This is a genomic window from Chloroflexota bacterium, from assembly GCA_040902225.1.
Lineage (GTDB): Bacteria > Chloroflexota > Limnocylindria > QHBO01 > QHBO01 > CF-167.
In genome coordinates this window covers 614,877-629,087 of sequence record JBBDXT010000007.1, presented here as the reverse complement: position 1 = coordinate 629,087, position 14,211 = coordinate 614,877, and the positions used below count along the sequence as shown (strand labels likewise).

The following is a 14,211-nucleotide window of genomic DNA, read 5'->3' as shown; positions in this document are numbered from 1 at the left end:
TGGTCGGGGCGAGAGGATTTGAACCTCCGACCTCATCGTCCCGAACGATGCGCGCTACCTAACTGCGCCACGCCCCGACCGTCCACCGGGTACCGATGGGAGGGGCAGTCTACCAGCCGCTCCTCCTAGGCGTCGCTGGCGGCCAGGGCGAGCTGTGCCAGCCTTTCCCATTCCGCGGACTGCGCGAGCGGGACGACCACCCAGGACTTCATCGGCCTGCCGAGGCCCGAAGGATCGAACTGGTGTGCGCCTTCGATGCGGAGCGCATCGGCGAGCCCGTCGGGCGAGAGCTTGAAGGTCATGGCATCGCCCCAGAGGCCGCCGATCGCCTTGCCGTTGCGCTTGAGGGTTGGCATGCCGAACATGCTGCTGGCCTTGACTCCGACGCGCTCGAGCCCGGCCGCGATCTCCTCGTAGCGGCGCTGTGTGGCCTGGGAGACCGGTCGTCGATCCATAGTTCAGCGTGAGGGTAGCGCGGCGCGGCCTTCGGCGGCTCGCCCGTACACTGCCGCGATGGCGTGGCTCACCGACACGGATCGCCGGCTGATCGGCCTCACCTGGCTGGTCAAGCTTGGCGTGCTGCTGGTCGGGGCGATCGCCTACGTCTCGTTCCGCAACGGTGTGATCGACCAGCCGGGAGACCTCCTGCGCATGTGGAGCCACTGGGACGCTCCGCACTACCTCGATCTGGTCGTCTTCGGCTACCGCGACGGCGATTCCAGCGGTCTGGTGGGACCGCACGGCTACCGGTCCATCTACCCCGAGGACCTGGCCCTGTACATCGTCTTCTACCCGCTCTTCCCCTGGCTGGCGACCGTCGTGAACGTCGTGGTCGACGACCCGCTGGTGAGCGCCTTCGTGGTGACCACGGTGGCCTCGATGTTCGTGGCTCCGCTCCTGTATCGACTGGTCCGTCACGACGAGGAGCCGGCGGTGGCGATGCGCGCCGCGTGGTTCCTGCTGATCTTCCCGACCGCCTATTTCCTGCATATCGGCTACACCGAGGCGCTCTTCATGGCGCTGGTGCTCGGCTCGTTCCTGGCCGCGCGGACCGAACGCTGGTGGCTTGCGGGCTTGCTTGGTGGGCTGGCCGCGCTCGCGAGGGTCAACGGGCTGGTCCTGATCCCCGCACTGGCGGCGGAGGCCTTCACCCAGTGGCTGCAGCGACCCCCGGCGGAACGGAGGCTGAGGGTGGAGTGGCTGGCGATCGGGCTCGTCGGGGTCGGCTTCGGGATCTACCTTGGCCTGAACTACGTGATCTACGGCTCGCCGTTGGAGTTCCTGCGCGTCCAGCACGACCACTGGTTCAAGTCGTTGTCATGGCCATGGGAGGGGATCGACGCCGTATTCGGCTGGCTCGGCGCTGCGAAGCCCGACAACGTCCTCATGCAGGGCTGGATGGAGCTGCTATTCATCGCCATCGGCCTGGCGGGGACGATCTTCGCGGCCTTCCGATTTCGCCCGTCATGGTTCATCTGGATGGCCGGCAACATGCTCCTCTTCGTTTCGACCTCGTTCGTGATGTCCGTGCCGCGCTACGCACTGACCCTCTTCCCGCTCTACGTCGCGCTGGCGGTCGCCTCGCGGCGGACCGCGGTGCTGGTGTTGATCTCCACGGTCAGCCTCGCCGGACTCATCTACTTCGCGGGGCGGTTCGCCACGGGCGCCTGGGCCTTCTGAGCCAGACGGCGGACATGAAGAGTCCCGAAGGAACCGCGGCGACCGTTGATGTAATCTCCAGTCGGCCAGCTGCCCCTCCGGGACGCCCCTAGCATGCCAGCCGTCGCCGAAGGCGCACAAGGGGGGTTATCCACACGTTCTGGACGATCTTCCGGAGTTATCCACACCCTATCCGCGATCGGCGCGGCTTCGGACGCCTAACCCCGATGGCGATCGCCTGGAGTCCGGGCAGCGCGTCCACCGCTTCGGCTCGCTTCAGCGGAATCCAGGCCGCCAGGTGTCCATCGGGTCGGACCAGGTAGGCCGATGACCCCGCCACGCCGTACGCTCGACGGACCTCCCCCTCCTCGTCGTCGATGACGGTCACCCCGGCGAGCGATCCATCCGGGCCGATCGCGACGACGTGGCATGGGGCGGGCCACGCCAGCCGGGAGGCACGGATCGCAGCCGCGGCTGCCTCGCGCGGCGCATCGCCGACCAGCAGGGCCACGAATCCGCCACCGAACAGCTCGCGCAGCCGCTTCACACTCGTCGTGTCGAGAGACCGGCATGGGGCATCCGGTGCGACGCCGCCGATGGCCGGGGTGCGTGCGTCGCGCACGTCGGCCACAACGATCGGTGAATCCGAGTAGGTGAAGGGCTGAGCCAGGCGGCCGGAGTTGACCAGCCGTCGCAGGCGCGGCATCCGCAGGCTGCCACGCAGGATCGCGTTGCGCAGCCAGCGCCGCAGTCGCCCGCGTGGGACCATGAACCGCATGCTGGCGTCGGTGACCGCCAGGTTCTCGAGCGCCGCCGCTCGCCGCTCGGCGTCGTAGCTCTCCAGCAGCTCGTCCGAGGCGTGCCCGGCGAGGACCGCGCTCAGCTTCCACGCCAGGTTCTCGGCATCGGCCACCCCTGAGTTCAGGCCCCGGGCGCCAAACGGGCTGACCACGTGCGCCGCGTCGCCGGCCAGGATCACTCGCCCAATGCGGAAGCGCTCGACCAGGCGCTGGTGAAACCGATACGGCGTGAGCCACAGCAGCTGGTAGTCGGTGGTGGGACCGATCACCGCTCGCACGCGGCGGTCGAGCCCGCCACTGGTGCGCTCGGCCTCGACATCGGTTCCAGGCGCGACCTGCCAGTCGATGCGCCACGTGTCGTCCGGTTGCGGATGGATCAGCACCTGGCGTCCCGGGTTCCAGGGTGGGTCGAAGAAGAAGCGCCGCTCGCGCGGGAATGGCAGCCGCGCCCGAATGTCGCAGATCAGGAACAGGTCCGGAAACGAATGGCCGGGGAAGCTCATCCCGGTGGAATGACGCACGGCGGAGTGAGCCCCGTCCGTGCCGACCAGGTAGGCGACCCGCAGCGTGGTCTCACCGTCAGGGGTCTCGCAGCGGACCGTGACCCCATCCGCGTCCTGCGCGATGCCGGCCAGGCGATGGCTCCAGCGCAGGTCGACCTCGGAGAGCTCGGTGATGCAGGCCAGCAGCATCTGCTCGACCTCGGTCTGGTTGATGTTCACGAACGGCGGGAAGTGATCTCGATTCGAGCTGGGGAGTCGAACCTGGAAGAGCTCGCGGCCGCGGAAATAGGTGCGTCCGAGATTCCACTGCACCCCCCGGCTGGCGACCTGCTCGCCGATCCCCAGCCGCGCCCAGATCTCGAGCGTCTCGCGCTGCATGCATAGCGCCTTGCTCCCCTCGCCGGTGAGGCGTGGGTGCTGCTCGAGCAGGATGACCCTTACGCCCATCTGTGCGAGTCGACCGGCGAGGGTCATGCCAACCGGGCCTGCGCCGACGACGGCGACCTGGGCGTCGAGGTGTTGCCCTGGGTCGGATCGCGCCATCAGCCGGTCAGCGCGTTCCACACTTCGCGGTCGCGCTCGACCGTCCAGATGCGGGGGTGATCGATGCCCTCGAGCTCATCCCACGCGCGTTGCACGTTGAACGGCATGGTGTGCTCGAAGATCGGGAAGCTGCCGTACCTTGGCTCGAGCGCTGCGCGCGTGGACCGATACGCCTCGGCCGGCGTCCCGCCGCCATCCTTGACGGCCCGGGTACCGTCGAGCACGGCCGAGAGGAACGCGCGCGTGTCGTCGATCGCCTGCGCCACCGCGCCATCCCGCACCACCGGCCCACGGCCGCCGACCAGCTGTCGGGCACCGAGCGCCGCGACCGCCTCCAGCGTTCCGCCGCGCCAGTCGCCGATGTGCGCGTCGCCCATGTACGGGGCGGCCTGCGCCTCGACCAGGTCCCCGCCGAAGCAGATCCGCTCGTCGGGGAGCCAGACCACGATGTCGCCGGCGGTATGGCCGCGACCGAGGTGGCGCAGCTCCACCATGCGGTTGCCCAGGTCGATCTCCAGGCGGTCGTCGAAGGTGTGCGTGGGCCGCGTCAGGCCGGGAATCGTCTCGGCGCCTTCGAAGAGGCGCGGCATGCGGCCCGCCTCGCTGGCCCAGTCCTGCAGGCCGCGCTCGTCGATCCAGGCGGCCGTGTTGGCGTGGGCCACGACGCGTCGCGCGCCGAAGGCAGCCGCCCCCAGCACGCGGACCGCGTGGTAGTGCGTCAGCACCAGGTCGCCGAACGGGAGGTCGGTGAGGGTACGGATGACGTCGATCCAGCGCTGGGCCATGACCGGCGTGGCACGCGCCTCGATGGCCAGCACCGCATCGGTCCCGACGATGCATCCGACGTTCGGGTCACCCTGCGCGGTGTAGGCGTAGACGCCCGGCGCAAGCTCCTCCAGGGTGGCTTTCTTCTCGGCCAGGTCGGCCGATGATGCGAAGGGCCTGCGGCTCACGCCGCGGATGATAAGCCGATGCCCCGCGACGGCGTTCGCGCTCGTCGAGAGCTAATTCTCTGCCTTGGGGAAGAACTTTCCAGTACGCACTGCGAAGGCCATCCACGAACTGATACTTCGCACCGAGCGGGAGATAGGTCGCCGGCGACGGGCCTTTCGGTCAGAACACCCCGTCCGCGAGAAATAAGCCCCCGGTCATCGCCCAGTAAGGACGGCTGAGCACCATCGCATTCCGTGCGTGATCTCGAGGTTGGACGACTCCTCCGCATGTTGCGCATCCGTCGTGGCTGGCGCCTTCGGGACGTGGCTGATCGGACCGGCCTCTCGCCGGCGACGATCGGCCGCACTGAGCTGGGCTCGATCACGTCGGTATCCGTCGTTCGTGCGCATGCCGCTGTCCTGGACATTCGGGTCGAGTGGCGCGTTGCGGGACGAGGCGCTGACGTGGCGCGCTTGCTGGACGAGGAGCACGCGGCGATCGTCGAGACCATGGCCGCTTCGCTGGCCGAGGCTGGTTGGCAGGTGGAGGCCGAGTCGAGCTACAGCGAGTACGGCGAGCGCGGGCGGATCGACCTGCTCGCGTTTGACCAGGCGAGCCGCGTCTTGGCAGTCGTCGAGGTGAAGACCGAGCTTGCCGACCTGCAGGAGCTGTTCGGCAACCTCAATGCGAAGGCTCGGCTGGCACCCGGGGTCGGCCGGCGCAATGGTTGGAACTCATCTCGGGTGATGACGGTTCCAGCGGCTGCGTCCGGCCGGCGCTCCTGGCTGGCGGGGCGCCGGAGGGTGCGCCGCAAGATTCCCGCTTGACATTGGAGTTACTCCAAGGTCTAAGGTTCGGGTCAGCCAGGTGCTCGACCTGGAGTTGGGCAGCGATGAGGAACGGAGAACAACATGATCCCTTATGCATGAGGTGAGACCCGACCTTCGAGTAAATCCATGGTTCAGGCTGCACGTGCCATGACGACCGGCACCTCCCTGGAGCGGGTCTGCCTCCTGCTCGCCGACCTCTCCGGATACACCGCCTACCTCGCCAACTCGGAACCCGACCACGCGGCGGCGCTTGCCGGGGACCTGGTCGAGACCGTGGTGCGACAGCTGCGCCCCACCTTCCGGCTTGCCAAGCTGGAGGGGGACGCGGCCTTCCTCGTCGCACCCCTCGACCGCCTGGATGGGCCGATGCTGCTCGACGCCATCGACGCGGCCTACGACGCCTTCCGTCGGCGGATGCAGAGCGTAACCGGAGCGACCACCTGCGATTGCGATTCCTGCAGTCGGGTACCCGACCTCGATCTCAAGTTCGCGGTGCACGCCGGGAGCGTTGTGAGGCACCGCGTCGCCGGGCGCGAGGAGTTGGCCGGCACCGATGCGATCATCGCCCATCGCCTCCTGAAGGCTGCGTCGCCGGGCGCGGCGGGCTTCGCCCGCTATGCCCTGCTGACCGGCGCCCTAGTTGAGGCGCTGGGGCTGGACGCTGAAGCCCTGGGCCTGGTCTCCGCTACCGAGCAGTTTGAGCATCTCGGGGAGGTGCCGGTGCACCTGCTCGACCTGGATCACCGCACGGCCACGCAGGGGCGTCCGTGGGCGCCACCACGGCGCGCCGCATTGGCAGAGGCCGAGCTCCGCCTCGACGCGATGCCCATGGCGGTATGGGAACAGCTCACCTCGCCGCGACTTCGCCCGGGGTGGGAGGGGATCGAGCGAGTCGAGGAGGCCACCGTGGCCGGCCGGCGTGGGGTCGGCACCATGAATGCCTGCGTCGCGGACCGATTGGCGTCGGTCGAGGAGATTCTCGAGTGGCGGCCGTTCGAGGCCTTCGTGCGCCGGGCGAGTGTGCCCGGCGTCGGGCGCCTGGCGGTCCGCTACGAGCTCACCCGCGAAGAGGACGCGACGCGACTTCTGGGTCGTTGGTACGGCCCCGCGTCCGCAGCCGCGCTGGCGGCCGGGCAGCGCTCGAATCTGGACCGCTTGGCGGATGCACTGGAGGTGAATGATGCGGATCGGTGAGCTCGCACGGGAGCTGGGGGTGCGCACCGATACGCTGCGCTTCTACGAGCGCGAGGGGTGGCTGCCACGGCCGGAACGGGCTGACAATGGGTACCGCACCTACCGGGCCGAGGACGTGGAGCACCTGCGCCTGCTCCTCAACCTCCGGCGCATCGACCTGCCGCTCGAGGAGGCTGCGCAGCTCGCGTCGTGGTGCCACGCTGGGCATTGCGAGGCTACCTCGTCGAACCTCCCGGCGTTGATCACGGCGCGCCGATCCGATGTCCGCGCCCGAATCGATGAGCTCCGTCGACTGGACGAGCGCCTGGCCGAGTTGCAGGGCCACCTCGCCAGCGGAAATGAGCTGACGGTGATCGGCCCATCGGCGCCGTGCTGCTCCGCCGCGGCCGCGGTCTTCGATGCCGTTGAAGGCACCTGCCGGTGCTGCGTCGTATCTGAGGCCTGACGCAGTCAGACGGACGGCGACGGCAGCTGCACCACCCGCGCTTCGACCATCCCGGGAACGGCGCGCAATCCGTCCAGGACGCCGTCCGGGATGGGCTCGTCGACCGCCACGAACATCATCGCCTCGCCCGCGGCCGAGAGGCGCGAGAGCTCGAGCGAGCTGATGTTGACCCCTGCGGCGGCCAGCGCGCTGCCAACCGCTCCCACGATCCCAGGCTGGTCGCGATGGCGGGTGACCAGGATCGTTCCGGCCAGCTCGGCGTCGATGGCGAAGCCATCCAGGCCAGCCAGGTGCGGCCGGCCGTGGGCCGTGGAGCCCGCCAGCGCGACGCGAGCGGCACCTTCCCCCACCTCGAGGCTGACGAGCGAGGCGAACCGTTCGGCCTCATCGCTGCGCCGCTCGGAGACGGTCAGGCCACGCTCCCGCGCCACCACATCGGCATTGACCGCATTGACGCGCTGATCGGTGATGGTCTCGAGCAGGCCCGCCAGCACAGCGGTCCGGATCGGACCCCCGTCCCAGGCGGATATCTCGCCGGCGTAGGTGAGCGTCACCGCGTCGAACCCGGCCGGGGCGAGCTGCCGCGCCAGGATGGCCAGCCGCCGGCCGAGTTCGACGTACGGGTGCAGCTGGGGCGCGACTTCGCGAGCCACCGACGGAGCGTTCAGCGCATACGGCGGCGTCACGCCTGACAGGGCCAGCAGCAGCTGCTCCGCCATCTCGACGCCAACCCGACCCTGCGCCTCCGAGGTCGACGCCCCGAGGTGCGGGGTGAGGATCGTGTTTGGCGCATCGCGGAGCGGATTGTCGGCCGCCATCGGCTCAGTCGAGAAGACGTCGATCGCCGCTCCGCCCAGCCGTCCATCCCGCAGCGCCCGCGCCAGGGCCGATTCGTCGACGAGGCCGCCGCGCGCCACGTTGAGGAGGACCGCACCAGGCTTCATGGCGCCGATCTGCGCCTCGCCGATGAGCCCGCGCGTCTGTGCGGTCAGCGGGACATGAACGGTGATCACGTCTGCCCGCACCAGCAGCTCGGGCAGGCCGACCAACCTCGCGGCGTTCTCGTCGGCCTGCTCCGCGGTCATGAACGGATCGTGGGCCAGCACCCGCATCTCGAAGGCGGCTGCTCTTCGCGCCACCTCCTTGCCGATCTTCCCCAGGCCGATGATCCCGAGCGTCCGATGCCTCAGCTCGGCGCCGATGAAGCGTGCCCGCTCCCATTCCCCGCGGCGCACCGACGCGTCGGCGCCGGGGATCTGGCGCAGCAGGGCCAGCATCAGCGCCAGCGTGTGCTCGGCCGCCGCGATGGTGTTCCCGGTGGGCGCGTTTACGACCATCACCCCGCCCCGGGTCGCGGCGGCCACGTCGACGCGGTCGGTACCCACGCTGGCGACGCCGACCACGCTCAGGCGTGGAGCCGCCGTGGCCAGCAGCTCGGCGTCGACCCGCGTCTGCGAGCGCACCACCAGTGCGTCCCAGCCCCCCTCCTCGGCCAGCGCCTCCAGCAGAGCAGCGCGCGGCAGGTTCAGGCGGACCGACGTCTCGTGGGCAGCGGCGAGGATCTCGAGCCCGGCCTGGGCGACCGGTTCGGCGACCAGGATGCGGGACATGGTCAGCCGGCCAGCGGCGCTGGAGTTGCCGAGGAAGGCTTCGCGGCGACCAGGAAGTAGCCGAGGGGAAACTTGGCGCTCGAGCGCCGCGATGCCCTGCGCCCGAACCTCGTCCTCACGAACGCGAGGGTCCCTCCCTGGATGGCGCCTGCCACCAGACGTCCGATGATTGGCATGCGTACGAGGTGCTTGGCCGCGAGATCGGCCAACAGCTCAGGTGTCCCTCCGATGGGCTTCAGGACGACCACCTCCAGGCCGGCGTCGCTGGCGAAGCGGCGCAGGGCGAACTCCGTATACCGGTAGTAGTCGTGCGGCTCCTCGTGAAGCCAGTAGAGAAATGGGACGTTCAGAAGGATGTGGCCATTCGGGGCCAGGATCCTCGACATCTCGCTCCAGAGATGCGCCGGGCCGGGGACATGCTCGAGCACGTCCGACAGGATGATGGTGTCGAAGCTTTCAGATTCGAATGGCAACGGCTCCATCAGATCGCACTCAAGGTCGAGGAACGCATTCTCGTGCAGCGACCGGGCCCAGTCGACGCAGGTGTTGGTCGTCACCAGGTCGCGATAGGCCTCGTACAACGGCACCTTTCCGCAGCCCAGGTCGATCAGCGCTCCCCGAGCGTAGAGCTTCAATGCCTCGTCATAGCAGCCCGCCACGAGGTCGCCGATCAGCTGTGAGGCCGAGCTGAGCTCTCGCCGATCCCGGGAGGCGATGAGCCTCCCCTTCTCGTACACGAACTTGCTGGGCGCCCACTGCTCCTGGTTTCTCACGGAACCTCCGTCAACGCTCGACGGATGCCTCCCGGCGCACCTCGCCAGGATCGAGCGCCTCGACTCTGTCGTCGTGCCAGACCTCGAAGGCCTCTCCGACGGCGGTCTCGAAACGCAGGCCCATGATGACGATCCCCGCGAATCCGCTCGCTCGTGCCTCCTGCGCGATTGACTTCGCGACCCTCCACCCCAGTGCGCGCCGCTCGGGCTCGGGAGTGGCGTCCAGCTGATCCCGTAGCTCGGCGCTGATGGGAATCGCGCCGACCGTCTCCAGCCGCTTGACCCAGCTGGGCGAGAAGGGGGGCGTAAGCTCAAGGTAGACAGGCGGGTCCCCGTCTTTCAGCTGGAGGCGCTCAGCGGTCGGTCGCACGGACGCCGGATCCATGACCGGTCCGGTGGTGAAGAACTGGCCACCCACCTCGATGCGCCGGCGGAACATCCAATGCCGGGACCTCGTGCTCATGCCGACCTCGAATGCCGTCGGCAGCACCGATTCCTCAAGCGCCCGGAGATGCTCGACGATCTCGTAGCTGTTGCTCCAATGCTCAACCTCCGGGAGCATGTCCCCCTGCACCACCAGGAACGAATCGACCCCGTTGCCGAGGGCACCCCTGACCTCGCTCTCGATGGCGAGGATGTTCCGGTCGCGCGTTGAGCACACGACCGTGGGTGTGACCTCAGGCAGGTCATGGGTGATGCGGGCGGCGAATGCGTACGGTGAAACGCGGACCTGCTTGAAGGGGTTGTCGGTGATCAGCACCCGCTGCCAGCGCCCCTGGAGGTCGCGGTGGGTCATGCTCGGCAGCCGCGGAGGGTTGACCTCCACCATCTCGACCCAGTCGGTGGGCGCCGAGAGCATCGGTCAGGACCGACTGGCTATGGCTCGGAGCTGCCTCGCCGCGGCAACCATGTCGTCGAGCTGCCGCTCGATCTCGTCCCAGCGGCGCGTCTTCAGGCCGCAGTCAGGGTTGATCCAGAGGTCCCCCTCGGCCATGAAGTCGCGGAAATGGTCGAGTCGTTCGGTCATCACCTCCGTGCCGGGCGTGTGCGGCGAGTGGACGTCGAAGACGCCCGGGCCGATCTGCAGGTGGCCATCCGGGAACAGCTCGTAGAAGAGCCGGATGTAGCTGTCATCCTTGCTGCGACTGAACTCGATGGACGCGACGTCCACCCCGGCATCTGCCCAGAGGGGCACGATCTCTCCGAAATCGCCGTAGCACATGTGGGTGTGCATCTGGATCTGGGCAGGCTGGTTGAAGACCCGATTCAGCGCGAATCGAACGCCGCGTGCATAAATCTCCCGCTGGCGAGGTGCTTCGGCGGTGGGGAGCGGCCAGCGCTCGCGCACGGCGGGCTCATCGATCTGCACCACCCGCGCGCCCGCCTCGACGAGATAGCCGACCTCTTGGGCGATCGGTCCAGCGACCGCCCAGAAGAGACGGTCGTCGCTGACGCCCGGCGGGCGGAAGCTCCAGTTCACGATCGTGACGGGGCCGGTCAGCATCCCCTTCACGGGCTTGGCGGTGGCTTGCTGCGCGACCTGCCACTCCCGTACCGTCATCGCCTCGCTGATCGACGGTGGCGCGGCAAGGATCGGCGGACGGGTGCAGCGGCTTCCGTAGGAGAGCACCCAACCGTTGCGAGTGGTGAGAAAGCCATCCATCTTCTGAGCGAAGAACTCCACCATGTCGGTTCGCTCGAACTCACCGTGCACCAGCACGTCGAGCCCCTTGGCCTCCTGCCAGGCGATCGCATCCGTGATGAGCCGGTTGATCCCGTGCTCGTAGGTGTCACCATCGATCTCCCCCCGCCCGAGCTGTACGCGGAGGTGCCGAACTTCGGCGGTCTGTGGCAGCGAGCCGGTGCTGGTGGTGGGAAAGCGCGGCAGGTCAAGGTCGGCCTGGGCGCTCCGACGCTCGGTGCGCGATGCGCGAGCGGAGAGCTCTCCGAGTTCTGGCCATCCGGCCGATGGGGACTCCTCAGCGCTGACCGACTCACCGGTGGAGAGCGACTCGGCCCACCTGCGCAGCTGGCGCCCCTTCTCCCGGGCGAACTGGAAGCCGCCTGGGAGGTCTTCGCCCTCCGTGGTGATCGGCAGGAACATCAGGCTGGTCGACGGCACGATGCGGACCGGTCGGCCATCGTCGCGCATGAGCGCCACTGCGTCCCGAACGCGAGCAAAGTCATCCGGCCAGACACTGCGACCGTCCATGACCGCGACGACGTGCTCCGGCTGCGCTTCCCAGGCAGACGTGCCGCCCAGCTCGGGCAGCTGATCCAGCCGCACCTCGACGGCAAAGCCACGGCGGCCCAGGGTCTCGATCGTCTCGGACGAGGCCGCCCCGAACTGCACGGTGACGAGCGGAGGGGAGCTGAGTCCGAGGTCGACGGCATCGCGATAGGCCGCCTCGCGAATGGCGAGGTCACCATCGCCCATGACCATTCCCAGCCAGGGCTCATTCACCTGCAGGCGGAACGTCGGGTCGGCGGCCGCGCGATCGCGTGACCACGCCCAGAGCGCCCGCCCCACGGAGGCAGCGAACGCTTGAGCGTCGACCCCAGGGGCGAGCTTGGCCAGCCTGGTGAAGGTGTACGGACCCAGCACAGGCCAGGTCACATCGGGGTCGCTGATCGGTTCGCGCCAGGGGAGCGGCCTGAACGCGGACGCTTCGCCCTCGGCGATCGGTGGGAGGTAGTGGTAGTTCGTATCGAACCACTTGGTCATCTCCCACGCCTCACGCTCCGGAGTGCCTCGAGCGAGAGCGGTCAGCACCTCGAACGGCTCCGAGGCCAGCTGCCCTCGCAGGTCGTCGGGCACGATCCCCAGCATCAACGCCGTCTCCAGCACCTCGTCATACAGGAAGAAGTCGTCGGAGGCGGAACCGACCAGCTCCTTCTGTTCCTGCACGTGGGCCGCTCGCAGTTGAGCGATCTCCGTATCGAAGTCGGCCGGCGACGCCCGCCCAGCCCAGCGGCGCTCCAGGGCCCATTTCAACTCGCGTTGCGGGCCGATGCGCGGGTAGCCGAGGAGTTGGGGAATTGCCTTCATGCCGCGGGGGTCTCCATGGAGTCGAGTCTACCCAGATCGCAGCCGGCACGGCTGGCTGCGATGGTGAGCGTGGACAGCTGAACATACGCGGGCAGGGATGCCCCGCATCCGCCTAAGGGTACCGTGACAACGCCGAATGCGCGAAGGAGCCCTCGCTGGACGGGGACCGCATCGACGCGCCTCGGCTAGAATCCCGCGGAGATGACCGCCGAATTGCCCTCGATGACCATCGTGACGCCGTCATTCAACCAGGGACGGTTCATCGAGCGAACGATACGATCGGTCCTGGAGCAGGGCTATCCGAACCTCGAGTACATCGTCATGGACGGTGGCTCGACGGATGGCAGCGTCGAGATCATCCGGAAATATGCGGACAGGCTGACGTTCTGGACGAGCGGCCCCGACCATGGACAGTCCGCCGCGATCAACGCCGGGTGGCGAATGGCCAGCGGCGACATCATCGCCTGGCAGAATTCCGATGACGTCTATCTGCCCGGAGCCCTCCACGCCATCGGCGAAGCCTTCGTCGAGCATTCCGAGGCATTGTTGATCTACGGTCTGACGCAGCGAATCGACGCCGACGGCACTCCGCTGGGAACGATCGGGTCCGCCTACAACCGTCGAACGCTGCACTACTCTCACCAGCAGATCCCGCTGACGAGCGCCTTCTTTCGAAGGTCCGCCGTCGAGGCGGTCGGCCTGCTGGACGAGTCGCTACATTACTCGATGGATCTGGACCTCTTCCTGCGACTGACGCGTATCGCTCCACCGGTCATGCTCAATCGCACGCTGGCCGAGGCCACGATTCACGCCGACGCGAAGACCACCCGCGACCGCGATATTGCCGCGGGGGAGACGCATCGGGTCAGGCGACGGTATGCCCGAGGGCCGGGGGCTATCCTGGTCCGGCTGCAGCCCGTCTTTTCGTGGACCTTCCACCTGATGCCCGCATGGCTCCGCGCGGTCGTGAATCGGATACGACCTCGGCGTGTCTACGATGATGGCCGCACGGCGGCGGGTTCAAGCGAGCTGCCCTGATGAGGATCGGCGCGGGGGCGTAGCGCCGCCTCCAGCTCGACCTTGGGAAAGACAGTCAGCTTTCCGCCCACCGTCGCATCCAGGATCCGCCGCCCATCGGCCTCGAAGGCCTTCCGCGCCAGCCGGTACGCGACCTCCGACAAGGGCAGATTGGGCAGCTCCCACCGCACCCCCTTTCCGAAGTAGCTCGGGTCGAAATGGTTCGGGTCGTCCCCCGAAGAGGTGACGAGCTGGTGTGCCGGGCCCGGGGTGCTGAAGGAATGGTCGACGCCGATCAGGACCACCTCTGAGAACCCCATGTGGTAGGCGAGCTGCAGTGCCGCAAACGTCACCGTCGCGCCGCCCCAGATCCCTCGAGCGGGATCTGTCGAGAAGAGAGGCCCACGCACGGGCCTCATCAGAATTGCCCGATGACCTCTGGGCAGGAAGCGTCGAGTATGCCAGCTGACGAACGTCGTGCTGCTTTCGGCGAGGATCTCACTCGCGAACTGGTCGACCACGTTCGCGTTGATGGCGACGAGATAGGTGGGTGCAAAGCCCAGCTTCTGGAACAGGAGGTAGCCCCGGTTCAACCCGAAGGTCTCCTCCGACCGCAGCGGCGCCAGGTCCATCTCTCTGAGGCTCGGCCCGTTCCCGACGATCACGCACCGCTCGCCGGCGTGCCGATCCCGCATGCGCGCCAGCTGCGCGGACGATCGGCGTCCGCTCGGGCTCAGCGCGTACTCGACGCGCGACTTTGCGTCCACCAGCGTGCCGATGATCCGATCGCCGCGCTCGGCTCCGAGTGTCGTCCGCAGGAGGCGCTTGACCGGCTCGCTGATCGCGCTCATTCGC

The 14,211-nt window shown here is 68.2% G+C and carries 13 protein-coding genes and 1 tRNA gene; 5 read left to right on the top strand and 9 right to left on the bottom strand.

The features are described from left to right. Together WEB29_11795 and WEB29_11790 are read right to left on the bottom strand one after the other, a co-directional pair. Positions 1-77 (bottom strand) — tRNA-Pro (locus tag WEB29_11795). A 48-nt stretch (positions 78-125) separates the two neighbouring features. After that, positions 126-455 carry a hypothetical protein gene (locus WEB29_11790; protein ID MEX2137613.1) on the bottom strand — a complete coding sequence of 110 codons (330 nt, stop codon included), beginning with the start codon at positions 453-455 and terminating at the stop codon, positions 126-128. A gap of 58 nt (positions 456-513) precedes the next feature. On the opposite strand from WEB29_11790, the gene WEB29_11785 reads away from it, so the two are divergent. After that, a complete protein-coding gene (locus WEB29_11785) occupies positions 514-1,680 on the top strand; it encodes a mannosyltransferase family protein (protein ID MEX2137612.1) in 1,167 nt (388 codons plus the stop codon). Positions 1,681-1,837: 157 nt separating this feature from the next. Here the strand turns inward: WEB29_11785 and WEB29_11780 are convergent, their stop codons facing one another. Further along, positions 1,838-3,505: an FAD-dependent monooxygenase gene (locus WEB29_11780; GenBank protein MEX2137611.1), complete on the bottom strand. Its 1,668-nt coding sequence runs from the start codon at positions 3,503-3,505 to the stop codon at positions 1,838-1,840. Next, a complete protein-coding gene (locus WEB29_11775; GenBank protein MEX2137610.1) occupies positions 3,505-4,458 on the bottom strand; it encodes an MBL fold metallo-hydrolase in 954 nt (317 codons plus the stop codon). The genes WEB29_11780 and WEB29_11775 overlap by 1 nt, the downstream gene beginning before the upstream one ends. A 234-nt stretch (positions 4,459-4,692) precedes the next feature. On the opposite strand from WEB29_11775, the gene WEB29_11770 reads away from it, so the two are divergent. The 3 genes from WEB29_11770 (at position 4,693) to WEB29_11760 (ending at position 6,907) form a co-directional block, all read left to right on the top strand. Continuing rightward, positions 4,693-5,265: a helix-turn-helix domain-containing protein gene (locus tag WEB29_11770; GenBank protein MEX2137609.1), complete on the top strand. Its 573-nt coding sequence runs from the start codon at positions 4,693-4,695 to the stop codon at positions 5,263-5,265. Between the two features lie 150 nt (positions 5,266-5,415). Further along, entirely contained in the window at positions 5,416-6,462 is a 1,047-nt protein-coding gene (locus tag WEB29_11765) for a DUF2652 domain-containing protein (GenBank protein ID MEX2137608.1), read from the top strand. Beyond that, positions 6,446-6,907, top strand: coding sequence for a MerR family transcriptional regulator (locus tag WEB29_11760; GenBank protein ID MEX2137607.1), 462 nt, complete (start codon positions 6,446-6,448; stop codon positions 6,905-6,907). The genes WEB29_11765 and WEB29_11760 overlap by 17 nt, the downstream gene beginning before the upstream one ends. Before the next feature lie 5 nt (positions 6,908-6,912). On the opposite strand, the gene serA is transcribed toward WEB29_11760, so the two are convergent. From serA to WEB29_11740, 4 genes are read right to left on the bottom strand one after another with little or no spacing between them, the layout of a single operon-like run. After that, positions 6,913-8,517, bottom strand: a complete 1,605-nt coding sequence (gene serA / locus WEB29_11755; protein ID MEX2137606.1) for a phosphoglycerate dehydrogenase — start codon at positions 8,515-8,517, stop codon at positions 6,913-6,915. A 2-nt stretch (positions 8,518-8,519) separates the two neighbouring features. Continuing rightward, entirely contained in the window at positions 8,520-9,290 is a 771-nt protein-coding gene (locus WEB29_11750; protein MEX2137605.1) for a methyltransferase domain-containing protein, read from the bottom strand. A gap of 10 nt (positions 9,291-9,300) precedes the next feature. Beyond that, positions 9,301-10,149, bottom strand: a complete 849-nt coding sequence (locus tag WEB29_11745; protein ID MEX2137604.1) for a hypothetical protein — start codon at positions 10,147-10,149, stop codon at positions 9,301-9,303. A 3-nt stretch (positions 10,150-10,152) separates the two neighbouring features. Then, positions 10,153-12,339, bottom strand: coding sequence for a hypothetical protein (locus WEB29_11740; protein ID MEX2137603.1), 2,187 nt, complete (start codon positions 12,337-12,339; stop codon positions 10,153-10,155). Between the two features lie 201 nt (positions 12,340-12,540). Here WEB29_11740 and WEB29_11735 point away from each other — a divergent pair, with 201 nt between their 5' ends. Continuing rightward, complete coding sequence (locus WEB29_11735; GenBank protein ID MEX2137602.1) at positions 12,541-13,377, top strand: glycosyltransferase family 2 protein; 837 nt, start codon at positions 12,541-12,543, stop codon at positions 13,375-13,377. Here the strand turns inward: WEB29_11735 and WEB29_11730 are convergent. Continuing rightward, positions 13,332-14,207, bottom strand: a complete 876-nt coding sequence (locus WEB29_11730; protein MEX2137601.1) for a 6-hydroxymethylpterin diphosphokinase MptE-like protein — start codon at positions 14,205-14,207, stop codon at positions 13,332-13,334. The genes WEB29_11735 and WEB29_11730 overlap by 46 nt on opposite strands. Positions 14,208-14,211 lie beyond the last annotated feature (4 nt).

Coding starts and splice junctions, on each gene's coding strand:
- WEB29_11740 (MEX2137603.1), bottom strand. CDS start 12,339: ATGAAGGCAATTCCCCAACTCCTCGGCTACCCGCGCATCGGCCCGCAA.
- WEB29_11765 (MEX2137608.1), top strand. CDS start 5,416: ATGACGACCGGCACCTCCCTGGAGCGGGTCTGCCTCCTGCTCGCCGAC.
- WEB29_11785 (MEX2137612.1), top strand. CDS start 514: ATGGCGTGGCTCACCGACACGGATCGCCGGCTGATCGGCCTCACCTGG.
- WEB29_11790 (MEX2137613.1), bottom strand. CDS start 455: ATGGATCGACGACCGGTCTCCCAGGCCACACAGCGCCGCTACGAGGAG.
- WEB29_11780 (MEX2137611.1), bottom strand. CDS start 3,505: ATGGCGCGATCCGACCCAGGGCAACACCTCGACGCCCAGGTCGCCGTC.
- WEB29_11730 (MEX2137601.1), bottom strand. CDS start 14,207: ATGAGCGCGATCAGCGAGCCGGTCAAGCGCCTCCTGCGGACGACACTC.
- WEB29_11760 (MEX2137607.1), top strand. CDS start 6,446: ATGATGCGGATCGGTGAGCTCGCACGGGAGCTGGGGGTGCGCACCGAT.
- WEB29_11735 (MEX2137602.1), top strand. CDS start 12,541: ATGACCGCCGAATTGCCCTCGATGACCATCGTGACGCCGTCATTCAAC.
- WEB29_11745 (MEX2137604.1), bottom strand. CDS start 10,149: ATGCTCTCGGCGCCCACCGACTGGGTCGAGATGGTGGAGGTCAACCCT.
- serA (MEX2137606.1), bottom strand. CDS start 8,517: ATGTCCCGCATCCTGGTCGCCGAACCGGTCGCCCAGGCCGGGCTCGAG.